This window comes from Pseudomonas sp. BF-RE-21 (assembly GCF_019947305.1).
Classification (GTDB): domain Bacteria; phylum Pseudomonadota; class Gammaproteobacteria; order Pseudomonadales; family Pseudomonadaceae; genus Aquipseudomonas; species Aquipseudomonas migulae.
The window spans coordinates 33,571-58,567 of sequence record NZ_JAGYGF010000010.1 but is presented as its reverse complement, the minus strand read 5'-3'; the positions used below and the strand labels follow the sequence as shown (position 1 = coordinate 58,567).

The 24,997-nt window shown below is 57.9% G+C and carries 21 protein-coding genes and 1 tRNA gene; 12 read left to right on the top strand and 10 right to left on the bottom strand.

Translation table 11 applies throughout. The features are described 5' to 3' along the window. Positions 1–9: 9 nt before the first annotated feature. Together KGB25_RS10020 and arcD (KGB25_RS10015) are read right to left on the bottom strand one after the other, a co-directional pair. Complete coding sequence (locus KGB25_RS10020; protein WP_223434872.1) at positions 10–873, bottom strand: DNA-3-methyladenine glycosylase family protein; 864 nt, start codon at positions 871–873, stop codon at positions 10–12. Continuing rightward, positions 870–2,297 carry an arginine-ornithine antiporter gene (arcD, locus tag KGB25_RS10015; RefSeq protein ID WP_008027826.1) on the bottom strand — a complete coding sequence of 476 codons (1,428 nt, stop codon included), beginning with the start codon at positions 2,295–2,297 and terminating at the stop codon, positions 870–872. The genes KGB25_RS10020 and arcD (KGB25_RS10015) overlap by 4 nt, the downstream gene beginning before the upstream one ends. A gap of 458 nt (positions 2,298–2,755) precedes the next feature. Here arcD (KGB25_RS10015) and arcD (KGB25_RS10010) point away from each other — a divergent pair, with 458 nt between their 5' ends. The 12 genes from arcD (KGB25_RS10010) to KGB25_RS09955 all read left to right on the top strand — a co-directional run bounded on the left by arcD (KGB25_RS10010) (position 2,756) and on the right by KGB25_RS09955 (position 17,266). Further along, the gene (gene arcD, locus KGB25_RS10010; RefSeq protein ID WP_008038651.1) at positions 2,756–4,183 is read left to right on the top strand and encodes an arginine-ornithine antiporter; all 1,428 of its coding nucleotides are present in this window, start codon (positions 2,756–2,758) and stop codon (positions 4,181–4,183) included. 35 nt (positions 4,184–4,218) lie between these two features. Next, on the top strand, positions 4,219–5,475 hold the full coding sequence (arcA, locus tag KGB25_RS10005) for an arginine deiminase (RefSeq protein ID WP_008027822.1): 1,257 nt from the start codon (positions 4,219–4,221) through the stop codon (positions 5,473–5,475). Between the two features lie 69 nt (positions 5,476–5,544). Then, the gene (locus tag KGB25_RS10000) at positions 5,545–6,555 is read left to right on the top strand and encodes an ornithine carbamoyltransferase (protein ID WP_008027820.1); all 1,011 of its coding nucleotides are present in this window, start codon (positions 5,545–5,547) and stop codon (positions 6,553–6,555) included. A 143-nt stretch (positions 6,556–6,698) separates the two neighbouring features. Beyond that, a complete protein-coding gene (gene arcC / locus KGB25_RS09995) occupies positions 6,699–7,628 on the top strand; it encodes a carbamate kinase (protein ID WP_008027818.1) in 930 nt (309 codons plus the stop codon). A gap of 12 nt (positions 7,629–7,640) precedes the next feature. Next, complete coding sequence (locus tag KGB25_RS09990; RefSeq protein ID WP_008027817.1) at positions 7,641–8,003, top strand: DUF5064 family protein; 363 nt, start codon at positions 7,641–7,643, stop codon at positions 8,001–8,003. Positions 8,004–8,205: 202 nt separating this feature from the next. Then, on the top strand, positions 8,206–9,714 hold the full coding sequence (locus tag KGB25_RS09985; RefSeq protein WP_008027814.1) for a sigma-54-dependent transcriptional regulator: 1,509 nt from the start codon (positions 8,206–8,208) through the stop codon (positions 9,712–9,714). A gap of 410 nt (positions 9,715–10,124) precedes the next feature. Further along, complete coding sequence (gene gcvH / locus KGB25_RS09980; RefSeq protein WP_008027813.1) at positions 10,125–10,508, top strand: glycine cleavage system protein GcvH; 384 nt, start codon at positions 10,125–10,127, stop codon at positions 10,506–10,508. Between the two features lie 11 nt (positions 10,509–10,519). Then, positions 10,520–13,372 (top strand): aminomethyl-transferring glycine dehydrogenase, encoded by a 2,853-nt coding sequence (gene gcvP, locus KGB25_RS09975; protein ID WP_008027811.1) that lies wholly within the window; start codon positions 10,520–10,522, stop codon positions 13,370–13,372. A gap of 162 nt (positions 13,373–13,534) precedes the next feature. After that, on the top strand, positions 13,535–14,911 hold the full coding sequence (locus KGB25_RS09970) for an L-serine ammonia-lyase (protein WP_008027809.1): 1,377 nt from the start codon (positions 13,535–13,537) through the stop codon (positions 14,909–14,911). A 41-nt stretch (positions 14,912–14,952) separates the two neighbouring features. Further along, the gene (gene gcvT, locus KGB25_RS09965) at positions 14,953–16,077 is read left to right on the top strand and encodes a glycine cleavage system aminomethyltransferase GcvT (protein WP_008038659.1); all 1,125 of its coding nucleotides are present in this window, start codon (positions 14,953–14,955) and stop codon (positions 16,075–16,077) included. 391 nt (positions 16,078–16,468) lie between these two features. Next, a complete protein-coding gene (locus KGB25_RS09960) occupies positions 16,469–16,681 on the top strand; it encodes a cold-shock protein (protein WP_007977299.1) in 213 nt (70 codons plus the stop codon). A gap of 96 nt (positions 16,682–16,777) precedes the next feature. After that, the gene (locus KGB25_RS09955; RefSeq protein WP_008038661.1) at positions 16,778–17,266 is read left to right on the top strand and encodes an RDD family protein; all 489 of its coding nucleotides are present in this window, start codon (positions 16,778–16,780) and stop codon (positions 17,264–17,266) included. Positions 17,267–17,400: 134 nt separating this feature from the next. Here the strand turns inward: KGB25_RS09955 and nadA are convergent, their stop codons facing one another. From nadA to pal, 8 genes are all read right to left on the bottom strand, one after another. Beyond that, positions 17,401–18,459 carry a quinolinate synthase NadA gene (nadA, locus tag KGB25_RS09950; RefSeq protein ID WP_008027802.1) on the bottom strand — a complete coding sequence of 353 codons (1,059 nt, stop codon included), beginning with the start codon at positions 18,457–18,459 and terminating at the stop codon, positions 17,401–17,403. Between the two features lie 285 nt (positions 18,460–18,744). Continuing rightward, positions 18,745–20,343: a hypothetical protein gene (locus KGB25_RS09945; protein ID WP_223434871.1), complete on the bottom strand. Its 1,599-nt coding sequence runs from the start codon at positions 20,341–20,343 to the stop codon at positions 18,745–18,747. 142 nt (positions 20,344–20,485) lie between these two features. Beyond that, positions 20,486–21,625, bottom strand: coding sequence for a dTDP-4-amino-4,6-dideoxygalactose transaminase (gene rffA / locus KGB25_RS09940; RefSeq protein ID WP_008038669.1), 1,140 nt, complete (start codon positions 21,623–21,625; stop codon positions 20,486–20,488). A gap of 358 nt (positions 21,626–21,983) precedes the next feature. Further along, a tRNA-Lys gene (locus KGB25_RS09935) sits at positions 21,984–22,059 on the bottom strand. A gap of 63 nt (positions 22,060–22,122) precedes the next feature. Then, positions 22,123–22,815, bottom strand: a complete 693-nt coding sequence (gene queC / locus KGB25_RS09930) for a 7-cyano-7-deazaguanine synthase QueC (protein ID WP_008038671.1) — start codon at positions 22,813–22,815, stop codon at positions 22,123–22,125. Position 22,816: 1 nt separating this feature from the next. After that, positions 22,817–23,464, bottom strand: coding sequence for a 7-carboxy-7-deazaguanine synthase QueE (gene queE / locus KGB25_RS09925; protein WP_192229105.1), 648 nt, complete (start codon positions 23,462–23,464; stop codon positions 22,817–22,819). A 165-nt stretch (positions 23,465–23,629) separates the two neighbouring features. Then, positions 23,630–24,463 (bottom strand): tol-pal system protein YbgF, encoded by an 834-nt coding sequence (gene ybgF, locus KGB25_RS09920; RefSeq protein WP_008038675.1) that lies wholly within the window; start codon positions 24,461–24,463, stop codon positions 23,630–23,632. Positions 24,464–24,469: 6 nt separating this feature from the next. Continuing rightward, entirely contained in the window at positions 24,470–24,967 is a 498-nt protein-coding gene (gene pal / locus KGB25_RS09915) for a peptidoglycan-associated lipoprotein Pal (RefSeq protein ID WP_008027793.1), read from the bottom strand. Positions 24,968–24,997: the final 30 nt, after the last annotated feature.

Genomic DNA, 24,997 nt, shown 5'->3' with positions numbered 1-24,997 from the left:
CGGATCAGCTCAGTCCGCCCGACTCAGTGATGTCCACAAAAGCTGCGCCGCATACCCTCGACAAGGCCGCCAACCCTCGGCCCGCGCCAACAACTCCCGAGCCGTCACCCGCTCCCCCTCAAGCGCCGACAACGCATTGATCAACCCCACATCCCCACCCGGAAACGCATCCATCTCGCGCAATTGTCGCAAGGCAATGTACTGCGCCGTCCAGTCGCCAATCCCGTGCAACGCCAGCAACCGCGCCACACCACCCTCACGCCCCGGTTCAAACAATAACGGATCATCAAGCAACGCCTGGGCCACACCCGACAACGTCCGGCCCCGGCTTTTCGGCATGCCCAGCGCCGCCAGATCCGCCTGCGCCAATACATCAGCCGCCGGGAACACCTGCGTGATACCGGGCAAAACCGACGCCAAAGGCGGCCCATATTGCACCACCAGTTTCCCCGCCAACCTGATCGCCGCAACCACGCTGATCTGCTGCCCCAACACCGCACGAATCGCCAGTTCCAGACCGTCCCACGTCCCCGGAACTCGCAACCCCGGCCGCTCGGCGATCAACCGCGCCATCAACGGGTCAGCCTCCAGCGGCCGATGAATCGCCGCTAAATCCGCATCCAGATCAAACATCCGCCGCAACCGCGCAACGATCTCCGGTACCGCCGCCGGGTCAGGAAAATCCAGCGTCACTTCCAGCGCATCGCCCGCCACCGGCCTTATCGAAAACGTGCCGTGATCGCCGTCCAGGCCAATGCTGCGCGAATACACGCCATCCACCACCGTTTCCATACCCGCCACGGCCCGCGCCGACAAGAAGCCCAGCATCGCCGGCCAGTCATAGGGCGGCAGATAGGCCAGCCGCAACCTCACAACGAGAGAAATCCGCTGTACAAACCATACGCCGCCAAACCGGCGCCGCTGATGACCGCGGTAAATATCCCTTTCTCGATCGCTGTAAACAGCGGTTCACCCTGCTCGCGTTTGGCCTTGGCGAACAGAATCACCCCCGGCGCATACAACAACGCCGACAACAGCAAATACTTGACCCCGCCGGCGTACAACAGCCACACCGCATAACTCAGCGCGATGCCGCCGATCAGCAAGTCCTTGGTGCGTTCCGCCGACGCGTGCTCGTACGTTTCGCCGCGCCCGCTCAACAACACCGCATACGCTGCCGACCACAGATACGGCACCAGAATCATCGACGACGCGAGGTAGATCAGGCTGGTGTAAGTCCCGGCGGAAAACAGCGTGATCAGCAGGAAAAGCTGGATCATCACGTTGGTCAGCCACAGCGCATTGACCGGCACATGGTTGGCGTTTTCCTTTTTCAGGAAGGCCGGCATGGTCTTGTCCTTGGCCGTGGCGAAGAGGATTTCGGCGCAAAGCAGCGCCCAGGAGAGCAACGCGCCGAGCAGCGAAATCGCCAGGCCAATGCTGATCAACAACGCGCCCCAGGGCCCGACGATGTGTTCCAGCACCGCCGCCAGTGACGGGTTCTGCAGGTTGGCCAGTTCCGGCTGGCTCATGATCCCCAGCGACAACACGTTCACCAGCACCAACAGCGCCAGCACGCCAATAAAACCGATGACCGTCGCCCGGCCGACATCCGAACGTTTCTCCGCCCGCGCCGAATACACACTGGCGCCCTCGATGCCGATGAACACAAACACGGTGACCAGCATCATGTTGCGCACCTGATCCATCACGCCGCCGAAATTCGGGTTGCTGCGGCCCCAGATGTCACGGGTAAAGATGTCGGCCTTGAACGCCACGGCGGCGATGACGATGAACATGATCAGCGGCACGATCTTGGCCACGGTGGTCAACTGATTGATGAACGTCGCCTCCTTGATCCCGCGCAGCACCAGAAAATGCACGGCCCACAGCAGGACCGAGGCGCAACCGATGGCGATGGGCGTGTTGCCCTGGCCAAACACCGGAAAGAAGTACCCGAGAGTGCTGAACAGCAGAACGAAGTAACCGACGTTGCCCAGCCAGGCGCTGATCCAGTACCCCCACGCGGACGAGAAACCCATGTAGTCGCCGAACCCTGCCTTCGCGTAGGCGTACACCCCGGAATCCAGCTCGGGTTTGCGATTGGCCAGCGTCTGGAACACGAAGGCCAGCGTCAGCATTCCGACGGCGGTGATGGCCCAACCGATCAATATCGCGCCGGCATCGGCACGGGCGGCCATGTTCTGCGGCAAGGAAAAGATCCCGCCACCAATCATCGATCCAACCACCAGCGCGATCAGTGCGCTCAGGCGAAGTTTTTGCGTCGGTTGCGACATGCCTGCGTCTCCATTTTTCCCGATGTGACCGGGGAATGACCACGGCCGGGAAACCGTCACATGGTTGGTTTTAACTAAATAGGTACAGCGTAATAACGTTTATTAGAAAACGCCAAGTCATGTCCATTATTTATAGCGGATGATTCTATTAGCGTCTTGGCAAAGAGCGAATTTGTGGGTCAATCTTAATTAATCGATTCCATACCTGAAACCGGCGTCAAAAATTTGCGGAACGCAGAAAACGAACTAGCGTAAAAGTTCCAAGCAATTGGAGTTATTCCTTTTGTATGAGTCGAGGCCTCTGGACCGGGCTTTTCCGGAAATACCGTTATGCCCGGAAAAGGTTCATAAGTCTTTCATTAACAATGGAATGTAGCCATGCACTGATCTAAGTCAGCTGACTGAATTGCTAACAGAACTACTCTGTTGTCTCTCTTCTCCTGCATTGGAGTCATGCAATGTCTGAATCCCCCGGAAAACTGAAACTCGGTGCACTTGTTGCGTTGGTTGTCGGCTCTATGATTGGTGGCGGGATCTTTTCTTTGCCCCAGAACATGGCCGCCAGTGCCGACGTCGGCGCGGTGCTGATCGGTTGGGCCATCACTGCCGTAGGCATGCTGACACTCGCCTTCGTGTTCCAGACACTCGCCAATCGCAAACCTGACTTGGACGGCGGGGTCTACGCGTACGCCAAGGCCGGATTCGGCGACTACATGGGTTTCTCCTCCGCGTGGGGTTACTGGATCAGTGCCTGGCTCGGTAACGTCGGTTACTTCGTCCTGCTGTTCAGCACCCTCGGCTACTTCTTCCCGATCTTCGGCGAAGGCAATACCGTTGCCGCTGTGATTGGTGCATCGCTGCTGCTCTGGGGCGTGCACTTCCTCGTGCTGCGCGGGATCAAGGAAGCGGCGTTCATCAACCTGGTGACCACCGTCGCCAAGGTCGTGCCGCTGCTGCTGTTTGTGCTGATCGCGATCTTCGCCTTCAAGCTCGACATCTTCACCGCTGACATCTGGGGCGTGAAAAACCCCGACCTGGGCAGCGTGATGAACCAGGTGCGCAAAATGATGCTGGTCACCGTCTGGGTGTTCATCGGCATCGAAGGCGCGAGCATCTTCTCGGCGCGGGCGGAAAAGCGCAGCGACGTCGGTAAAGCCACCGTGATCGGCTTCATCACCGTGCTGTTGTTCCTGGTGCTGGTGAACGTGCTGTCGCTGGGCATCATGACCCAACCGGAACTGGCAAAACTGCAGAACCCGTCGATGGCCGCGGTGCTGGAGCACGTGGTCGGTCACTGGGGCGCGGTGCTGATCAGCGTCGGCCTGATCATTTCCCTGCTCGGTGCGTTGCTGTCATGGGTGCTGTTGTGTGCGGAGATCATGTTCGCCGCCGCCAAGGACCACACCATGCCGGAATTCCTGCGCAAGGAGAACGCCAACCATGTGCCGGTCAATGCCTTGTGGCTGACCAACGCGATGGTGCAGCTGTTCCTGATCATCACGTTGTTTTCCGCCAGTACTTACCTGTCGCTGATCTACCTCGCCACTTCAATGATTCTGGTGCCGTATCTGTGGTCCGCGGCTTATGCACTGCTGCTGGCGGTGCGCGGCGAGAGTTATGAAAACGACTCGGGCGAACGCTCGAAGGATTTGCTCATCGGTGCCATCGCGGTGATCTACGCGGTCTGGCTGGTCTACGCAGGGGGCACCAAATACTTGCTGTTGTCTGCCCTGCTCTATGCGCCCGGGGTCATCCTGTTCGCCAAGGCCAAGCGAGAACTCGGCAAACCGATTTTCACCAACGTCGAGAAGCTGATTTTTGCAGCCGTCATCGTGGGCGCCCTGGTGGCAGCTTACGGGCTGTATGACGGCTTCCTGACCCTGTAATACCCGATTGTTTTGTCATCTGGAGGATCACTGTAATGACCACGGAAAAAGTTAAGTACGGCGTACATTCCGAAGCCGGCAAACTGCGCAAAGTCATGGTTTGCTCCCCCGGCCTGGCCCACCAGCGGCTGACCCCGAACAACTGCGACGAACTGCTTTTCGATGATGTGCTGTGGGTCGCCCAGGCCAAGCGTGACCATTTCGATTTCGTCACCAAGATGCGTGAACGCGGGGTCGACGTGCTGGAAATGCACAACCTGCTGACCGACATCGTCGCGATTCCTGAAGCCCTCGACTGGATTCTGGAACGCAAGGTCACCGCCAATTCGGTCGGTTTGGGGTTGATCGATGAAACGAAGTCATGGCTGCGCAGCCTGGAGCCGCGCAAGATCGCTGAGTTCCTGATTGGCGGCGTCTCCGCCGATGACCTGCCGGACAGTTTCGGCGGCAAGACCATCCAGATGTTCCGCGATTTCCTCGGCCACTCCAGCTTCATTCTGCCGCCGCTGCCCAACACCCAGTTCACCCGCGACACCACGTGCTGGATCTACGGCGGCGTGACGCTGAACCCGATGTACTGGCCGGCGCGCCGTCAGGAAACCTTGCTGACCACCGCCATCTACAAATTCCACCCGCAGTTCACCAATGCCGACTTCGAAATCTGGTACGGCGATCCGGACCAGGAACACGGCAGTTCCACCCTTGAAGGCGGCGACGTCATGCCGATCGGCAACGGCGTGGTGTTGATCGGCATGGGCGAACGCTCATCCCGTCAGGCCATCGGCCTGTTGGCCCTGAACCTGTTCAAGAACAAGGCCGTGGAAAAAGTCATTGTCGCCGGTCTGCCGAAGTCCCGCGCGGCCATGCACCTGGACACCGTGTTCAGCTTCTGCGACCGCGACCTGGTGACGATTTTCCCGGAAGTGGTGAATCAGATCGTCGGCTTCACCCTGCGTCCGGATGAAGGCAAACAAGGGGGCATCGACATCCGTCGCGAAGAAGGCAACTTCCTCGATGTGGTGGCCAAGGCATTGAACCTCAAAGCGTTGCGCGTGGTGGAAACCGGCGGCAACAGCTTCGCCGCCGAACGCGAGCAGTGGGACGACGGCAACAACGTGGTGGCCGTGGAACCTGGCGTGGTGATCGGCTATGACCGCAACACCTACACCAACACCCTGCTGCGCAAGGCCGGTGTGGAAGTCATCACCATCAGCGCCGGTGAACTGGGGCGCGGGCGTGGCGGCGGCCACTGCATGACCTGCCCGATCATCCGCGACCCAATCGACTACTAAACGACCATCCCCCCGGCCGCACTGACCCGGTAGCGGCCGGGCCGATTACCGAACTCAAGGAGAATCATCATGGCGTTCAACATCCACAACCGTAACCTGCTCAGCCTGGAGCACCACACGCCCCGTGAGCTGCGTTACCTGCTCGACCTGTCCCGTGACCTCAAACGCGCGAAGTACACCGGCACCGAGCAACAACACCTCAAAGGCAACAACATCGCGCTGATCTTCGAAAAAACCTCGACCCGCACCCGTTGCGCCTTCGAAGTCGCGGCCTATGATCAGGGCGCCAATGTCACCTACATCGACCCGAATTCCTCGCAAATCGGCCACAAGGAAAGCATGAAGGACACCGCCCGAGTACTGGGGCGCATGTACGACGCTATCGAATACCGTGGCTTCAAGCAGGAAATCGTCGAGGAACTGGCCAAGTTCGCCGGCGTGCCGGTGTTCAACGGGCTGACCGACGAATACCACCCAACGCAAATGATCGCCGACGTGCTGACCATGCGTGAACACGCGGACAAGCCGATCCACGAAATCAGCTACGCCTACCTGGGCGACGCGCGCAACAACATGGGCAACTCGCTGCTGCTGATCGGCGCCAAGCTGGGCATGGACGTGCGCATCTGCGCGCCGAAAGCCCTGTGGCCCCTTGATGATCTGGTCTCGCGCTGCAAGAAATACGCGGAAGAAAGCGGCGCCCGCATCACCTTGACCGAAGACCCGAAAGCAGCGGTCAAGGGCGTGGACTTCATCCACACCGACGTTTGGGTGTCGATGGGCGAGCCGGTCGAAGCCTGGGCCGAACGCATCCAGCAACTGTTGCCCTACCAGGTCAACGCGGAACTGATGAAAGCCACCGGCAACCCGCGCACCAAGTTCATGCACTGTCTGCCGGCGTTCCATAACAGCGACACCAAGGTCGGTAAACAGATTGCCGAGCAGTATCCGCACCTGTCCAACGGCATCGAGGTCACCGATGACGTGTTCGAGTCGCCAGCGTGCATCGCCTTCGAGCAAGCGGAAAACCGCATGCACACGATCAAGGCGATCCTGGTGTCGACCCTGGCTGACCTGTAACGGCTGACCCGGCCTCCTGTAGGAGCCGGCTTGCCGGCGATGGCATCTCCTCGGTCTGTCAGATTCACCGCGGTGATGTCATCGCCGGCAAGCCGGCTCCTACAAGGACATCCGCAACTTCTCTGCTTTAGAAGGACTGAATCATGCGTATCGTCGTTGCTCTGGGCGGTAACGCCCTGCTCCGCCGTGGTGAACCCATGACCGCGGACAACCAACGCGCCAACATCCGGATCGCCACCGAACAGATCGCCAAGATCCATGCCGGCAACGAACTGGTCATCGCCCACGGCAACGGCCCGCAGGTCGGCCTGCTGTCGTTGCAGGCGGCGGCCTACACCTCGGTGTCGCCTTACCCGCTGGACGTGCTCGGCGCCGAAACCGAAGGCATGATCGGCTACATCATCGAACAGGAACTGGGCAACCTGCTGGACTTCGAAGTGCCCTTCGCCACGCTCCTGACCCAGGTCGAAGTCGACGCCAACGACCCGGCCTTCCAGAACCCGACCAAACCCATCGGCCCGGTGTACGCCAAGGCTGAAGCAGAAAAACTCGCCGCCGAAAAAGGCTGGGCGATTGCCCCGGACGGCGACAAATTCCGTCGCGTGGTGGCCAGCCCGAGACCGAAACGCATCTTCGAAATCCGCCCGATCAAGTGGCTGCTGGAAAAAGGCAGCATCGTGATTTGCGCCGGCGGTGGCGGCATCCCGACCATGTACGGCGCCCACGGCAAGCTGCAAGGCGTGGAAGCGGTGATCGACAAAGACCTGTGCTCGGCGCTGCTGGCCGAACAGCTGGACAGCGATTTGCTGGTGATTGCCACCGACGTCAGCGCGGCCTTCATCGACTACGGTAAACCCACGCAAAAGGCCATCGGCCAGGCGCACCCGGACGAAATGGAAAAACTCGGCTTCGCCGCCGGCTCCATGGGACCCAAGGTTCAGGCAGCCTGCGAGTTCGCGCGCCATACTGGAAAGGTCGCGGTGATCGGTTCACTCTCGGACATCGAGGCGATCGTCCAGGGCACGGCCGGCACCCGCATCAGCACGGCAAAACCTGGCATTACTTATTTATAAGGAGAACCGTCAATGGCACAGTTCGAGCCCGGTCACCTGCACATTGAGCGCCATGCACTGACACCGGACGATGTCAGCTACAACGTGCACCTCGACTATGAAGTCAGCAAGAATCCCAAGGGGGAGAAAGGAATTCAGTTCACCCTGCATGGCAGTATTCAAGGAAAGGACGTGAAGGAGCCCTTCTTTCTGCGCAAGGAGGAAGCCTACAACTTCGCCAACAACGTAACGAAAATCGCCGAGAAGTACGGGATTCCGAAGACCCATAGTCAGATCGGCTCGGTTCACAAGCATTACGATCTGATGTTCGAAGACATCCGCAAGCAGTTGGATATGAAATCCGGCGACCCGGTGAACATCGAACACTTCGAATAACCCACGCCCCTGCACAACACAAAACCTGTAGGAGCCAGCTTGCTGGCGATAGCATCGCCTCGGTGAATCAGACAAACCGAGGTGATGCTATCGCCAGCAAGCTGGCTCCTACAGAGTGGCGATCCCATCAGCGGATTTCACCTGAACCCCTCCTCCAAGGCATACTTGCCACCCTCCGCACGTCAGATAAAAAAACCGCCCCATGCGTATCCACGTCAGCTTCATCGACCGCGTCGGCATCACCCAGGAAGTCCTGGCCCTGCTCGGTGGGCGCAATCTCAATCTGGATGCGGTGGAAATGGTTCCGCCCAACGTCTACATCGACGCCCCGACCCTGAGCCCGGACGTGCTCGAAGAGCTGCACGACGCCTTGCTCAGCGTGCGCGGCGTGCAGGCGATGACGGTGGTCGACATCCTTCCCGGCCAACGTCGGCACTTGCAACTCGATGCGCTGCTCGCGGCCATGACCGACCCGGTACTGGCCCTGGACAGCGCCGGCAAGGTGCTGCTGGCCAACCCGGCATTGATTGCCTTGTACGGTCGCGAACCGGCCGGTGAAAGTGTCGCTGACCTGTTTGCCGATCCCGCATTGCTCGACGCCCTGCTGGAACACGGCTTTCGCCTGCCGCTGCGGGAGATTACCGTCAACGGTCAGACCTTGTTGCTGGACGCCACGCCGATCACCGACGCCGGCGCGCTGCTGACGCTGTATCAACCGAACCGCATCGGCGAACGCCTCTCGGCGCTGCACCACGACCATGCCGAAGGGTTCGATGCGCTGCTCGGCGAATCCCCGGCGATTCGTACGCTCAAGGCCCGCGCGCAGCGGGTTGCAGCCCTCGATGCGCCGCTGTTGATCCAGGGCGAAACCGGCACCGGCAAAGAACTCGTCGCCCGGGCCTGTCACGCCATCAGCGCGCGGCACAGTTCACCGTTCCTGGCACTGAACTGCGCGGCATTGCCAGAGAACCTCGCCGAAAGCGAGCTGTTCGGCTACGCCCCCGGCGCCTTCACCGGCGCGCAACGGGGCGGCAAGCCGGGGCTGATGGAATTGGCCAACCAGGGCACGGTGTTTCTCGATGAGATCGGCGAAATGTCGCCGTATTTGCAGGCGAAATTGCTGCGTTTCCTCAACGACGGCAGTTTCCGTCGGGTGGGCGGTGATCGTGAAGTGAAGGTCAACGTGCGGATCCTCAGCGCCACGCACCGCGATCTGGAAAAAATGGTCAGCGAAGGCTCGTTCCGCGAAGACCTGTTCTATCGCCTCAACGTGCTCAACGTCGAAGTCCCGCCGCTGCGCGAACGCGGCCAGGACATTCTGCTGCTGGCGCGCTATTTCATGCAGCAGGCCTGCGCGCAGATTCAGCGACCGGTGTGTCGCCTGGCGCCGGGCACTTACCCGGCGTTGCTGGGCAACCGCTGGCCGGGCAACGTGCGGCAACTGCAGAACGTGATCTTTCGCGCCGCGGCGATTTGCGAAAGCAGCCTGGTGGACATCGGCGACCTCGACATCGCCGGCACCTCCGTGGCGCGCCAGAGCGACACAGAAGTCGATAGCCTGGAGCAGGCGATGGAAGAGTTCGAAAAGACCCTGCTGGAAAAACTCTACGTCAGCTACCCCTCCACGCGGCAACTGGCCAGCCGCCTGCAAACCTCCCACACCGCGATTGCCCATCGGTTGCGTAAGTACGGCATTCCCAATAAGCCGTAACTCACCACAACCTGTAGGAGCCGGCTTGCCGGCGATGGTATCTCCTCGGTCTGTCAGATACACCGCGGTGATGCCATCGCCGGCAAGCCGGCTCCTACAGATTGTGGATCATCTGAAAACGACCTCCATCTGTACTGAAAGCGCTACAGCGGAACGATATCGATACACCCTCATCGGATCACCGCTGCACAAGGCTTTGATCCACCTATACTTTTTTGTTCGCATTCGACTGTAGCGATTTCGCTACACCGATCAAAAAGCCATCTCCAAAACAAACTCCTAACCAGTTGATTTATAACAATAAAATCAAATTGGCCGCGAAATTGCTTAGTAACCACTCATAAATCAGGGCTTACGCCCAAGCATTCAATCGCGTCCACCAGACGAGTCTGGCCCCCTTAGGAGTTTCCATGAGCGAGTTGCGTTTTACTGAAGATCACGAATGGCTGCGTACCGAAGCTGATGGCTCTGTCACCGTCGGCATCACCGCTTTCGCGCAGAACGCTTTGGGCGACGTGGTTTTCGTACAACTGCCTGAGCTGCAGTCCTACGACAAAGGCGCAGAAGCCGCCACCGTGGAATCGGTAAAAGCCGCCAGCGGCGTGTACATGCCACTCGACGGTGAAGTGCTTGAAGTAAACCCGGCGCTGGACAGCAGCCCGGAACTGGTCAACGAAGATCCGCTGGGCGAAGGCTGGTTCTTCCGCTTCCAGCCAACTGACGCCTCGGCTGTCGCCAAACTGCTGGATCAGGACGCCTACGACCGTCTGATCAAAGCCAACGCCGAAGCCTGAGGAGCACGCACATGACTCAAATCAATCTGAGCACTGCCAACGAATTCATCGCGCGCCACATCGGCCCGCGTTCCGGCGATGAGCAAGCGATGCTCAACAGCCTCGGTTTCGACTCGCTGGAAGCCCTGAGCGCCAGCGTCATTCCGGACAGCATCAAAGGCACCAGCGTGCTCGGCCTCGAAGACGGCCTGAGCGAAGCCGACGCCCTGGCGTTGATCAAAGGCATCGCTGCCAAGAACCAGCTGTTCAAGACTTACATCGGCCAGGGCTACTACGGCACCCACACACCGTCGCCGATCCTGCGCAACCTGCTGGAAAACCCGGCCTGGTACACCGCCTACACCCCGTACCAGCCAGAAATCTCCCAGGGCCGTCTCGAAGCGCTGTTGAACTTCCAGACCCTGATCAGCGACCTGACCGGTTTGCCGATCGCCAACGCCTCGCTGCTCGACGAAGCCACTGCCGCCGCCGAAGCCATGACCTTCTGCAAGCGCCTGAGCAAGAACAAAGGCAGCCACGCGTTCTTCGCCTCCGTGCATTGCCACCCGCAAACCCTCGACGTGCTGCGCACCCGTGCCGAGCCGTTGGGCATCGACGTGGTTGTCGGCGACGAGCTTGAACTGACTGACGTGACGCCGTTCTTCGGCGCCCTGCTGCAATACCCGGCCAGTAACGGTGACGTTTTCGACTACCGCGCACTGACCGAGCGCTTCCACGCCGCCAACGCACTGGTTGCCGTCGCTGCCGACCTGCTGGCCCTGACCGTGCTGACCCCGCCGGGCGAGTTCGGTGCCGACGTGGCCATCGGCAGCGCACAACGCTTCGGCGTGCCGCTGGGCTTCGGTGGCCCGCACGCGGCTTACTTCTCTACCAAAGATGCGTTCAAGCGCGACATGCCGGGCCGTCTGGTCGGTGTCTCCGTGGACCGTTTCGGCAAGCCGGCCCTGCGCCTGGCCATGCAGACCCGCGAGCAACACATCCGCCGCGAGAAGGCCACCAGCAACATCTGCACCGCGCAGGTTCTACTGGCCAACATCGCCAGCATGTACGCCGTGTATCACGGCCCGAAAGGCCTGACGCAGATTGCCAACCGCATTCATCACCTGACCGCGATCCTCGCCAAGGGCTTGAGTGCACTGGGCCTGACCGTCGAGCAAGCCAGCTTCTTCGACACCCTGACCCTGAACACCGGCGCCAACACCGCCAAACTGCATGACAAGGCGCGTGCGCAGCAGATCAACCTGCGCGTAGTCGATGGCGAGCGTCTGGGCCTGTCCCTCGACGAAACCACTTCGCAAGCTGACGTCGAAACCCTGTGGGCCTTGTTCGCCGACGGCAAAGCACTGCCGGACTTCGCTGCCATCGCAGCGGCAGTGGTCAGCGCGATCCCGGCTGCACTGGTTCGCCAATCGCCGATCCTCAGCCACCCGGTGTTCAACCGTTATCACTCGGAAACCGAGCTGATGCGCTACCTGCGCAAGCTCGCCGACAAGGACCTGGCCCTGGATCGCACCATGATCCCGCTGGGTTCGTGCACCATGAAACTCAACGCCGCCAGCGAAATGATCCCGGTGACCTGGGCTGAGTTCGGTGCCCTGCACCCGTTCGCCCCAGCCGAACAAAGCGCCGGTTACCAGCAACTGACCGACGAACTGGAAGCGATGCTCTGCGCCGCCACCGGTTACGACTCGATCTCGCTGCAACCGAACGCCGGTTCGCAAGGTGAATACGCCGGTCTGCTGGCCATTCGTGCTTACCACCAGAGCCGTGGCGAAGACCGTCGCGACATCTGCCTGATCCCGTCGTCCGCCCACGGCACCAACCCGGCCACCGCCAACATGGCTGGCATGCGCGTGGTCGTGACCGCCTGCGACGCCCGTGGCAACGTCGACATCGAAGACCTGCGCGCCAAGGCCATCGAGCACCGCGAACACCTCGCGGCGCTGATGATCACTTACCCGTCGACCCACGGCGTGTTCGAAGAAGGCATCCGCGAAATCTGCGGCATCATTCATGACAACGGCGGCCAGGTATACATCGACGGCGCCAACATGAACGCGATGGTCGGCCTCTGCGCGCCGGGCAAGTTCGGCGGCGACGTGTCCCACCTGAACCTGCACAAAACCTTCTGCATCCCTCACGGTGGTGGCGGCCCGGGCGTCGGCCCGATCGGCGTGAAATCGCACCTGACCCCGTTCCTGCCGGGCCACGCCCAGATGGAGCGCAAGGAAGGCGCGGTCTGCGCGGCACCGTTCGGCAGCGCGAGCATTCTGCCGATCACCTGGATGTACATTCGGATGATGGGTGGCGCGGGTCTCAAGCGCGCTTCGCAACTGGCGATCCTCAATGCCAACTACATTTCCCGTCGCCTCGAAGAGCACTATCCAGTGCTGTACACCGGCAGCAACGGCCTGGTTGCGCACGAATGCATCCTCGACCTGCGTCCGTTGAAAGACAGCAGTGGCATCAGCGTCGATGACGTTGCCAAGCGCCTGATCGACTTCGGCTTCCACGCCCCGACCATGTCGTTCCCGGTCGCCGGCACGCTGATGATCGAGCCGACCGAAAGCGAATCCAAGGAAGAACTGGACCGCTTCTGCGACGCCATGATCCGCATCCGCGAAGAAATCCGCGCAGTGGAAAACGGCACCCTGGACAAGGACGACAACCCGCTGAAAAACGCGCCGCACACTGCGGCGGAACTGGTCGGCGAGTGGTCCCATCCGTACAGCCGTGAGCAAGCGGTGTACCCGGTCGCGTCGTTGATCGAAGGCAAATACTGGCCGCCGGTCGGTCGCGTCGACAACGTCTTCGGTGATCGCAACCTGGTTTGCGCTTGCCCGTCGATCGAAAGCTACGCTTGATCTATAGGGGGCGGACTCTCTCGCCCCACTAGGACGCCACAAAAACCCGTAGGAGCGAGGCTTGCCCGCGAAGAGGCCATCAAGGTCGCCAAAAGCTTCGCGGGCAAGCCTCGCTCCTACGGGGTCGCGGTGCTCCTCATAACAAGAAACCGGAGAACAACCATGTCGTTAAGCGTGTTCGACCTGTTCAAGATTGGCATCGGCCCCTCCAGCTCCCATACCGTCGGCCCGATGCGCGCTGCTGCGCGTTTCGTCGAAGGTTTGCGCCGTGAAGGGCTGCTGGCCGCGACCACCTGCGTCAAAGTCGAGCTCTACGGCTCGCTCGGCGCCACCGGCAAGGGCCACGGCAGCGACAAGGCTGTGCTGCTTGGCCTGGAAGGTGAACACCCGGACACCGTTAACACCGAAACCGTCGCCGCCCGTCTGCAAGACATTCGTGGCAACGGTCGCTTGAACCTGCTCGGCGAACACAGCATTGCGTTCAACGAGAAAGAACACCTGGCGATGATCCGCAAACCGTTGGCCTATCACCCCAACGGCATGATCTTTCGCGCGTTCGACGCGGCGGGCCTGCAGATCCGCAGCCGCGAGTACTACTCGGTCGGCGGCGGTTTCGTCGTCGATGAAGACGCCGCCGGCGCCGACCGTATCGTCGAAGATGCGACACCACTGACCTTCCCGTTCAAAAGCGCAAAGGATCTGCTCGGTCATTGCACCACTTACGGCCTGTCCATCAGCCAGGTGATGCTGACCAACGAAAGCGCCTGGCGCCCGGAAGCGGAAACCCGCGCCGGCCTGCTGAAAATCTGGCAAGTGATGCAGGATTGCGTCGACGCCGGTTGCCGCAACGAAGGCATCCTGCCCGGCGGTTTGAAGGTCAAGCGGCGGGCGGCAGCGCTGCATCGGCAACTGTGCAAAAACCCCGAATCGTCGCTGCGTGATCCGTTGTCGGTGCTGGACTGGGTCAACCTGTACGCCTTGGCGGTCAACGAAGAAAACGCCAATGGCGGGCGCGTGGTCACCGCGCCGACCAACGGCGCGGCGGGCATCGTCCCGGCGGTTTTGCACTACTACATGCGCTTCATCCCCGGCGCCAACGAAGACGGCGTCGTACGTTTTCTGCTGACGGCTGCCGCCATCGGCATTCTCTATAAAGAAAACGCCTCGATCTCCGGCGCTGAAGTCGGTTGTCAGGGTGAAGTCGGCGTGGCCTGTTCGATGGCAGCCGGCGCGTTGTGCGAAGTGCTTGGCGGCACCGTGCAGCAAGTGGAAAACGCCGCCGAAATCGGCATGGAACACAACCTCGGCCTGACCTGCGACCCGATCGGTGGGCTGGTGCAAGTGCCTTGCATTGAGCGCAACGCCATGGGCTCGGTGAAAGCCATCAATGCCGTGCGTATGGCCCTGCGTGGCGACGGTCAGCACTTCGTCTCCCTCGACAAAGTCATCCGCACCATGCGCCAGACCGGCGCCGACATGAAAAGCAAATACAAGGAAACCGCCCGAGGCGGTTTGGCGGTCAACATTATCGAGTGCTGATGCGCGCTCACTGCATCTGCACACTTTTTCAGGAGCTGGATATGTCCACCGAACAACTGTTGAAAACCCCGTTGCACGCACTGCACATCGAACTCGGCGCCCGTATGGTGCCGTTTGCCGGCTATGACATGCCGGTGCAGTACCCGCTGGGCGTCATGAAGGAACACCAGCACACCCGTGATCAGGCCGGGCTGTTCGATGTTTCGCACATGGGCCAGATCCGCCTGACCGGCGCCAATGCCGCCAAGGCCCTGGAAACCCTGGTGCCGGTGGACATTATCGACCTGCCGGTGGGCATGCAGCGCTACGCCATGTTCACTAACGAGACGGGCGGCATCCTCGATGACCTGATGGTCGCCAACCTCGGTAACGACGAACTGTTCCTGGTGGTCAACGCCGCCTGCAAGGATCAGGACCTCGCGCACCTGCGCAAACACATCGGCGACCAATGCACCATCGAGCCGCTGTTCGAAGAGCGCGCACTGCTGGCCCTGCAAGGTCCGGCCGCCGTCACGGTGCTCGCGCGCCTGGCGCCGGAAGTGGCGAAAATGACGTTCATGCAGTTCGCCCGCGTGAAGTTGCTGGGCGTGGACTGCTTTGTCAGCCGCTCGGGTTACACCGGCGAAGACGGTTTCGAAATCTCCGTGCCGGCTGCCAATGCCGAAGCGTTGGCCCGCGCCCTGCTGGCCGAACCGGAAGTCGCGGCCATTGGCCTGGGCGCTCGTGATTCGCTGCGTCTGGAAGCCGGCCTGTGCCTCTACGGCCACGATATGAACACCGACACCACTCCGATTGAAGCGAGCCTGCTGTGGGCCATCTCCAAGCCTCGACGTGCCGATGGCGCGCGGGCCGGCGGCTTCCCTGGCGCTGAAACCGTGTTCGCCCAGCAGCAAGCCGGTGTCAGCCGCAAGCGCGTAGGCCTGTTACCGCAGGAACGCACACCCGTGCGCGAGGGTGCAGAGATCGTCAACGAAGCAGGCGAGATCATCGGTAGCGTTTGCAGCGGCGGTTTCGGTCCGACCTTGAGCGGTCCTTTGGCCATGGGTTACCTCGACAGCGCATACATCGCCATCGACACACCTGTGTTCGCAATTGTTCGTGGGAAAAAGGTACCTTTGCTTGTAAGCAAAATGCCATTCGTTGCACAACGCTACTATCGCGGTTGATTGACTGTTTCTATAAGTAACGCGGTTGCGTTAACAATGCACTAATGTGTAACGCAACCGCCATAAAACAGTGCAAGCTTTCGTTTATGAACGCTGCTTATAACAATCGAAAACAATTGAACCGCCGCATCGAATAAGCCGGAACTAGTGAAACACTAATGGCCAGCAACCTGAGTAAAACCGGGCCTCTCACAGGGCTTGTTTTTTCTCCCGTAGTTGGCGTAGAGTTTGTTCACTGTGTTTGCATGGGTCGCTTGGAATCGTGACCTGGGCAGTAGCCTACAAGTTAGCTACATCCCGTTCGACGTCTTCTTACTCTCCTGCAACCAGCCCCAGTACTCTTTCATGAGAAGGAGACTGTCATTAATTTTTGCGTCAAAGGAAATAAGAAATGTCCCAACGTCAGAGCGGTACCGTCAAGTGGTTTAACGACGAGAAAGGTTTTGGTTTTATCACTCCAGAAAGCGGTCCGGATCTGTTCGTGCATTTCCGCGCTATTCAGGGCAACGGCTTCAAGAGCCTGAAAGAAGGCCAGAAAGTGACCTTCATCGCCGTGCAAGGCCAGAAAGGCATGCAGGCTGACGAAGTACAAGCAGAAGCCTAACCTTCTGTTACGAAAAAGCCCCTGATGCTGACATCAGGGGCTTTTTTGTGCGCGTAAATCCGTAAAATGGCTTCTTTTTCCGTCGAGAGCCCTGCCATGTCGAAACACCTGCTCAACCCTCAGGGCGACTTTCCCGCCGCGACCCTGGGCCGTCGCCTGGCAGCGATGTTCTATGACTTTCTGTTGTGCACTGCCCTGCTGATCGTCACCAGCGGCCTCTACAAGATGATCCAGATGGCGATCATCGGCGAAGACAAAATGCGCACCCTGACCGAAGCCGGCGCGCTGGACGGTGACCCGTTGCTCTCGACGGTGTTGCTGTTCGTGCTGTTCGGCTTCTTCGCCAAGTTCTGGACCTGGTCCGGGCAGACCCTGGGCATGCAGGTTTGGTGCATCCGCGTGCAGAACGCCGATGGCTCATCCATCAGCCTGTGGCAGGCACTGCTGCGTTTTGTCGTGTCGATCGCATCCTTGCTGTGCGTCGGCCTTGGATTCATCTGGTCGCTGTTCGACAAACAGAAACGTAGCTGGCATGACATCTATTCGGGCACCCAGCTGGTGCGGATCCCGAAGAAGACCAAATAATCGGATAGCGTAAAACCATTGCGGGAGCGAGCCTGCTCGCGATGACGGAGTGTCAGCCGACATTAATGTTTGCTGACATTCCGCCATCGCGAGCAGGCTCGCTCCCACAGGTTTTTCAATTTGCCTGACAGCTATCAGGCGTTCCCGGCCAGCTTCATCCGCGCAGCCTGAGTGAAGTCGAGCATCCGCTTCAACGGGCGAATCGCCTGAGGGATCAACGCCGGATCGACAAAGATCTCGTTCGCCCCTTCCTTCAAGGCCTTCAGCGTGCGCTCAAGCGTATTCATCGCCATCCACGGGCAGTGCGCGCAACTGCGGCACGCCGCGCCGTTACCCGCTGTTGGCGCCTCGATGAACACCTTGTCCGGGCACAACTGCTGCATCTTGTAGAAGATGCCACGGTCGGTGGCAACGATAAGCGTCTTGTTCGGCAGGCTCTGCGCCGCTGCGATCAACTGACTGGTGGAACCGACAGCGTCCGCCAGCTCGATCACCGACGTCGGTGATTCCGGGTGCACCAGAATCGCCGCGTCCGGGTACAGCGCTTTCATGTCTTCGAGCTGCTTGGACTTGAACTCTTCGTGAACGATGCAGGCCCCGTCCCACAGCAACATGTCCGCACCGGTCTGGCGCTGAATGTAGGTGCCCAGGTGCTTGTCCGGGCCCCAGATGATCGTTTCGCCGTTATCCATCAGGCTTTCAACGATCTCCAGCGCACAACTTGAGGTCACAACCCAGTCCGCCCGGGCCTTGACCGCTGCCGAGGTGTTGGCATACACCACCACGGTACGTTCCGGGTGCTGATCGCAGAACGCCGAGAACTCGTCCACCGGGCAACCCAGGTCCAGCGAACAGGTCGCTTCCAGGGTCGGCATCAGCACACGTTTTTCAGGGTTGAGGATCTTGGCGGTTTCGCCCATGAATTTCACACCGGCGACCACAACGGTCTTGGCCGGGTGAGCATTGCCGAAACGGGCCATCTCCAGCGAGTCGGAGACACAGCCACCGGTTTCTTCAGCCAGGGCTTGAATAACCGGATCACAATAGAAGTGTGCAACCAGCACCGCGTCCTGAGCCTTGAGCTCGGCAGCAATGGCAGCGCGATAATAGGCCTCTTCCTCGACCGTCAGCGGCTTGGGCTGCTTGGCGTCGAGGTGGGCTTGAACCAGAAGGCGTTCGGAAATCTGCGTCATGTTCGCAAGACCTGCAAGCGCTTACGCGCGAAAGTCGAGTATACACCCGGCTCCGGACCCTTCAGGGGTACCGCCGGGAAAGTGAGTATTCATCAGGCATGGACAGCGTTGAAGCTGCGCAAGGCTACAGAATATCCCCTGGAGACAAAAGACCATTTCAAGCTGATTCCGATACACAACGCCTTGCCGGTCATGATTCTTGAAGCGAGAAATCTGCCAGTACTAACAGATTGAGTGGTGGCGGACGATTAAAAACCCGGCCACCACCGCTTTTCGGTGCACGAATCAAAATAACTTGATGGTGATCCAGCCGTTATCCTTGAATTGAGCATCTAGCACTTTGACATCCCCATCCATGGGCAGTTTTTTGCAAATCACGTTTGCGGGGAAATCCCTTTGCTTTTCAAGCGGCACATACTTCTGTCCCGAAAACGCTTTGATCGAAGCGTCAAAATAGTCAACTTTCAACGATGAATCGCCTTGTGAACGGCTCTTCAAAGTATCGGCAACTGTTTCCATTCGTTCAAGAACAGCACGACATCCGTTAGCAACCAAAGGAAAGTTGTACTGATAGGAGAATAGTGGCACCGCCATCATCGAAACCGAGTAAGGCAGCTTGGCAGACAAATCACTGTCTTGAATAACGATCGACATCGGATCGCCTGAGGCTGCCTTATATTCTTCAACCGATTTGAACTGCAAACCACGGAAATACGTGTACTCCCGTTCACTGAAGTTGAACCCATAAGCCTTGAACGTAAGATATAAAATAATCGAGGCGACAGCAAAACAAGCAAGCCTCGCACCGTTGATCGCATGACACCTTAGAAAATCAAGAAAAATAATTATTGCCACCCCAGCCACAAGACTGGTGGAGTAATCAATATAATTCTTGTACGACAGCATAACCCCAGAGACAACGTGCACATTACAAACAAGGAACAACGAAAGAGCAATAAAAAACTGGCTATATAGATGCCAAGTGTCTTTTATCGCGTATCGACGGGAAAGAGCAATCTGAACCAAGAAAAAACCAAGCGCTACAAGGCCGGAAACTGGCAACATCGGCACATGGCTTTTTATATAACCATCCGACATCGCGGAAATAAATGGATCTTTTGACAAAAACAGAAAATCAAAAAACATAAAACCGAAAGACATAGCCAAATAAGACGCCACGCAGGCGATACCTATTCGCAAATAGCTCAGGCTCTTATTAAAGAACCATGAATGCAGCAAGATAAAACCACAGACGAGGAAGTACGCATAAGATACCCCCACATAGAAATATAACAACGGCAACAACACAAACAAACAAAGCAAGCGCCCGGTTTTTAAAAAAGCCGAAACCGCCAACACAACAAAAAAATATGACAACTGTGGCTCCGGCGTTCTCAACGCCGATTGGTAATATTCCCAGCCGTAACCGAATACACCATAATCCCTGGTCAGATGCGCTATAAGCGGATTACCGAAATTAAAAATAATAGGAGAAAACAAAACTATCGCTGCGTATATCAATGCCCGCCCATAGTTGACATTCAACCGACGAAGAATAAATACAAGCAAGAAAAATGTGGCTGGCGTCAAGAGACAATCAAACAGAATATTGATTTCCCCCCCACTCAACCCCAGATTCTGTAGGGTATAAACGATCGCCCCGGATGCCCAATACCCAGGCACTGTCAAAGAACCCAATGCGCCTTGATAGCTAAGATAAGTCTCCTCATCCCAGGCGTTTACATAGATGAAATTGACAGATTCAAAGTAGGCGTAAATCATGGGAAAGGCGTAAGACAAATATGCCAGCACCACAAAAACTATCTTCAGAGCCAAACTGGCCGAAATTCTTTCAGATACCTGCTTTAGCACCGCAAAAAACATAATGTCTAAATCTCTGTTATGAAAACGAACTTCAATATGCCTGTTCCGGAGATATTAACCTCACGCACCATAGGCACGGATGCCACGAATGGCACCCTGTTCGCCATTGAATCTCACTGCAACTCTTCACAAAACACGTAGATTAACTAATAGCCCGCGCCAAGACGTCCACGACTTTATCTTGCTGCTCTGGTGCCAAGCCGACCCAAAGAGGTAGTCGCAATAAAGACTCTGAAAGTGCATCCGTATTGTCCATGGAACCATGAACTCGTCCGTAGCGCAGGCCGCCTGGTGACGAATGAAGAGGAACATAATGGAATACTGCGGATATATCGTTTTGCTTCAACGCTTCCAGGACAGCCTGTCGATCAACACCTGGCGCCAGCAACACGTAGTACATATGCGCATTGTGCTGACAGTCTTCCGGCACAATTGGACGACGCAACAAGCCCTTTTGCTCCAAAGGAGCAAGGGCAGCATGATAGTAGTCCCAGACTGCCAATCGTCGATCGGTGATACTTTTGGCCTCTTCCAGTTGAGCCCAAAGAAATGCGGCAATCAACTCTCCTGGCAAAAATGAAGAACCTACTTCCTGCCAGGTATATTTATCTACCAGCCCACGAAAGAAGCGACTGCGATCAGTGCCTTTCTCACGAATAATTTCAGCGCGCAACGAAAGCTGTGGCTCGTTAACTAAAAGCGCACCGCCCTCACCCGAAATCACATTCTTTGTTTCGTGAAAGCTGAATGCACCGAGATCACCAATACTCCCAAGTGCACGCCCCTTATAGCTGGACATTACACCCTGGGCAGCATCCTCCACTACTTTGAGACCATGCTTGCGAGCAATATGCATGATCGTATCCATCTCACAGGACACGCCCGCATAATGAACAGGAACAATAGCTTTGGTCCGGGGAGTAATGGCTGCTTCAATCAGCTTCTCATCCAGATTCAATGTATCTTTACGAATATCCACAAATACAGGGATCGCACCGCGCAGTACAAAGGCATTGGCGGTTGAAACGAACGTATAGGAAGGCAAGATCACTTCATCGCCAGGCTGTATATCCAGCAACAATGCAGCCATTTCAAGTGCGGCGGTGCATGAATGAGTGAGGAGCGCGGTATTACAGCCCGTGCTTTGTTCAATCCATTGATGACAACGCTTGGTGAAGGAGCCATCACCCGCCAGCATATTCCCAAACTTGGCTTCTGCGATGTAGTACAGCTCTTTACCCGTCATGTATGGACGATTGAAGAGTATTTTTTCAGTGCTCATGCCTGCTCCGACTGGGTAAGTTTTGGCCTTGGCTCATTAGGTTTTCGGAGTTTCAATGAAAACCACGGTGAGAAAAAGTTGAAACCCTATTGCCTGGACGGCAGAAGGAGAGCCCCGATCCGGGCTTTCATCTCTTTATGTCTCTGCCAATTCCACTTTGTCACAGTATGTCAGATGAGCCTGTCATTCTGAACATCCATGTCGAAAATGGCGCCTGCCATGGCCCTTACGAAGTCACACGCCTACGAAAGCCATACACCTCTGCTCCGTCCGCGCCGCGCACTTTCTTCCAGGCAAAAAAAAATCCGGAAATCCTCACTTTCGTGGGCCTTCCAGACTTTTAAAACTGCTATAAAAATGGTGGGTCGTGTGGGATTCGAACCTACGACCAATTGGTTAAAAGCCAACTGCTCTACCAACTGAGCTAACGACCCGCTGTGTGGTGGCGCGTATAATACTGATTTTTAAGGACTATTCAACACCTAATTTGAAATAAATCAAAAATAAGGTGTTGGATCGCTGATTCCGGCTGCTGCGAAGCCTTCCGCACGCAGTCGGCAGCTGTCGCATTTGCCGCACGCGTAGCCTTTATCGTCCGCCTGATAGCAGGAAACGGTCAGACCGTAATCGACGCCGAGCTTCACGCCCGCCTGGACAATCTGCGCCTTGCTCAGGTTTTGCAGGGGCGCCTGAATGCGGAAGCCATTGCCTTCGACACCGGCCTTGGTCGCCAGATTGGCCATGCGCTCGAAGGACTCGATGAACTCAGGACGGCAATCCGGATAGCCGGAGTAATCGACAGCGTTAACGCCAATGAAGATGTCGCGCGCCCCGAGCACTTCGGCCCAGCCTAGCGCCAGGGACAGAAACACGGTGTTGCGAGCAGGCACGTAAGTCACAGGGATGCCTTCACCTGCCTCTTCCGGCACATCAATGCTGCTGTCGGTCAGTGCCGAGCCACCGATGCCGTTCAGGTTCAAACCGATGACCTTGTGCTCGACCACACCCAAGTCCCGGGCAACACGCTCAGCGGCGTGTAATTCAGCGTGAGACCGCTGACCGTAATCGAAGCTCATCGTGTAGCAGCTGTAGCCTTCAGCGCGAGCCATGGCCACGACCGTCGCCGAGTCGAGGCCGCCGGACAGCAGGATGACCGCACGTTTTTCAGCAGTATTCGTTTGTTCAGTCATATCAGCGCCCCGGCTCGTCATTCCAAAGATATTTATGCAGCTGCAGTTGCAGACGTACTGGCAGGTTGTCCGCCACCACCCAGTCAGCCAGATCCCGAGCATTCAGGTCATGGTGGCTTGGCGAGAACAGCACTTCACCGGCTCGGCGATCCAGACCGTACTGAATCAGCTTCGACACGGCCCAGTCGTAGTCTTCCCGCGAGCAGATGACAAACTTCACCTGGTCGTTGGGGGTGAGCAGCTCGATGTTCTCATAGCGGTTGCGATGCGCTTCCTTCGAACCCGGGGTTTTCAGGTCGACAACGCGACTCACGCGTGAATCTACCGCCGAGATATCAAGCGCACCACTGGTTTCCAGTGACACTTCGTAACCGGCGTCGCACAACTGCTTGAGCAATGGGATGGCATTAGGTTGCGCCAGCGGCTCTCCGCCGGTGACACACACATAACGCGGGCGGAAACCGGCCACTTGCTCGAGGATGTCGTCGAGCGTTCGGACAGTACCGCCAGTGAACGCATAGGCGCTGTCGCAGTATTGGCAACGCAATGGGCAACCGGTCAGGCGCACAAATACTGTGGGCAGCCCGGCAGTCCGCGTTTCCCCCTGCAACGAGTAGAAAACTTCGGTGATTCTCAATGTGTCTTGCATAGTCGCCACGGGCGTAACAGCTAAACAGGCTGTCCGCCTCCGTCAGCACTTCAAGGAACCTCGCCAACGCGCAGGCCCCAAAAAGCGTATTTCATAAAAAGGGCGTGAATTCTAACGAAAAAACCCGCGACAAGCGCGGGTTTCTTCGAAATGGGTCAAGCAGGCTTACATGCGTTGCAGATCACGTTGGGCCAGCTGAGCGGCGGAAGTGCCCGGATATTGGGACACAACCTGTTGCAGAATGCCTTTTACCTTGTCGGGATGACCGAGGCGGCGTTCTACATCAGCCAGCTTGTACAGCGAATCAGGCACTTTGTTGTGCTTTGGGTACAGCTGCGAAACCTTGGCAAATGCCTGACCTGCACCTTGCAGATCGCCTTTGGCCAGGTTTACTTCGCCCAACCAGTACTGGGCATTGCCCGCGTATTGGCTGTTCGGGTATTTGCGCAGGAAAGCGGAGAAAGCCTGACTGGCCTTGTCGAAATCCTTGGCCTTGATCAAGTCGAAGGCTGCATCGTAATACAGTTTTTCCTTCGCTGGATCCGCCGGCTCGCTACCCGCGGCAGGAGCCTGAGCGGCTGCCGCCCCTGCACCCGCTGCTGCGCCGGGGGCATTCAGATCGCCACCGGTAGAAGAATTCTCAGGAGTCGCGGCTGGTGCAACGCCGGTTCCTATGCGCCGATCAAGATCCTGGTATCGCTCCAGGTTTTCCTGCTTCATGCGCGCTACATCATTTTGCAGAACTTCAATCACACCTTGTTGGCGCGAGATCTGCTCCTGCATCGATTGCAGTTGGTTGAACAGCTCGCCCTGTGCCGAGACAGGGGCCGAAACCCCTCCCCCGGCATAGGCGCCGTTCGTACCGTAACCCGCAGGCGGATAACTACTCCCGCTATTGTTATAGCCGGAGTCATTATCGACCACAGGAACCGCAGCCCACACCGCAAGCGGTGCGAGGCTGAGAGCCAAAACAGTTACAGCACGACGGCACGTTCGCATGACGAATTACTTACGCAGTTCGACGCGACGGTTTTGAGCCCAGGACTGCTCGTCGTTGCCGGTAGCAACTGGACGCTCTTCGCCGTAGGAAACCAGTTCCAGCTGAGCTGGGGAAACACCTTGCAGTACCAGGTAGCGTTGAACGGCTTTCGCACGACGCTCGCCCAGTGCCAGGTTGTACTCACGAGTACCACGTTCGTCGGTGTTGCCTTCCAGAACAACGCGAGCGCCGTTTGCTTTCAGGTCTTTGGCGTGAACGTCCAGAGCGCGCATGGCTTCTGGCTTCAGGTCCGAGCTATCGTATTCGAAGTAGAAGGTGGTGATTGCGCGCAGAGCAGCTTCTTCGCTCAGGGAGCCATCAACGGCACCAGTGTTAGCGCCGTAACCAGCGTTTGGATCAACAGCGCCTTCACCGGCGTTGTCGCCGCCTTTGGACGAGCAACCTACAGCTACAGCCATGGCCAGAGCCAGCGCAGCAAATTTACCAAACTTCAGCATTTCCATCGTGAAACTCCTAATGAACCCCAGTGTGTT

What these genes read in the sequence shown, in the direction of transcription:
- rffA (WP_008038669.1), bottom strand. Translation starts at nt 21,625, where the DNA reads ATGAGCACTGAAAAAATACTCTTCAATCGTCCATACATGACGGGTAAA.
- queC (WP_008038671.1), bottom strand. Translation starts at nt 22,815, where the DNA reads ATGACTGAACAAACGAATACTGCTGAAAAACGTGCGGTCATCCTGCTG.
- arcD (WP_008038651.1), top strand. Translation starts at nt 2,756, where the DNA reads ATGTCTGAATCCCCCGGAAAACTGAAACTCGGTGCACTTGTTGCGTTG.
- pal (WP_008027793.1), bottom strand. Translation starts at nt 24,967, where the DNA reads ATGGAAATGCTGAAGTTTGGTAAATTTGCTGCGCTGGCTCTGGCCATG.
- gcvH (WP_008027813.1), top strand. Translation starts at nt 10,125, where the DNA reads ATGAGCGAGTTGCGTTTTACTGAAGATCACGAATGGCTGCGTACCGAA.
- KGB25_RS09960 (WP_007977299.1), top strand. Translation starts at nt 16,469, where the DNA reads ATGTCCCAACGTCAGAGCGGTACCGTCAAGTGGTTTAACGACGAGAAA.
- KGB25_RS09945 (WP_223434871.1), bottom strand. Translation starts at nt 20,343, where the DNA reads ATGTTTTTTGCGGTGCTAAAGCAGGTATCTGAAAGAATTTCGGCCAGT.
- KGB25_RS10000 (WP_008027820.1), top strand. Translation starts at nt 5,545, where the DNA reads ATGGCGTTCAACATCCACAACCGTAACCTGCTCAGCCTGGAGCACCAC.
- gcvP (WP_008027811.1), top strand. Translation starts at nt 10,520, where the DNA reads ATGACTCAAATCAATCTGAGCACTGCCAACGAATTCATCGCGCGCCAC.
- queE (WP_192229105.1), bottom strand. Translation starts at nt 23,464, where the DNA reads ATGCAAGACACATTGAGAATCACCGAAGTTTTCTACTCGTTGCAGGGG.
- KGB25_RS09985 (WP_008027814.1), top strand. Translation starts at nt 8,206, where the DNA reads ATGCGTATCCACGTCAGCTTCATCGACCGCGTCGGCATCACCCAGGAA.
- nadA (WP_008027802.1), bottom strand. Translation starts at nt 18,459, where the DNA reads ATGACGCAGATTTCCGAACGCCTTCTGGTTCAAGCCCACCTCGACGCC.
- arcA (WP_008027822.1), top strand. Translation starts at nt 4,219, where the DNA reads ATGACCACGGAAAAAGTTAAGTACGGCGTACATTCCGAAGCCGGCAAA.
- gcvT (WP_008038659.1), top strand. Translation starts at nt 14,953, where the DNA reads ATGTCCACCGAACAACTGTTGAAAACCCCGTTGCACGCACTGCACATC.
- KGB25_RS09970 (WP_008027809.1), top strand. Translation starts at nt 13,535, where the DNA reads ATGTCGTTAAGCGTGTTCGACCTGTTCAAGATTGGCATCGGCCCCTCC.
- arcC (WP_008027818.1), top strand. Translation starts at nt 6,699, where the DNA reads ATGCGTATCGTCGTTGCTCTGGGCGGTAACGCCCTGCTCCGCCGTGGT.
- ybgF (WP_008038675.1), bottom strand. Translation starts at nt 24,463, where the DNA reads ATGCGAACGTGCCGTCGTGCTGTAACTGTTTTGGCTCTCAGCCTCGCA.
- arcD (WP_008027826.1), bottom strand. Translation starts at nt 2,297, where the DNA reads ATGTCGCAACCGACGCAAAAACTTCGCCTGAGCGCACTGATCGCGCTG.
- KGB25_RS09955 (WP_008038661.1), top strand. Translation starts at nt 16,778, where the DNA reads ATGTCGAAACACCTGCTCAACCCTCAGGGCGACTTTCCCGCCGCGACC.
- KGB25_RS09990 (WP_008027817.1), top strand. Translation starts at nt 7,641, where the DNA reads ATGGCACAGTTCGAGCCCGGTCACCTGCACATTGAGCGCCATGCACTG.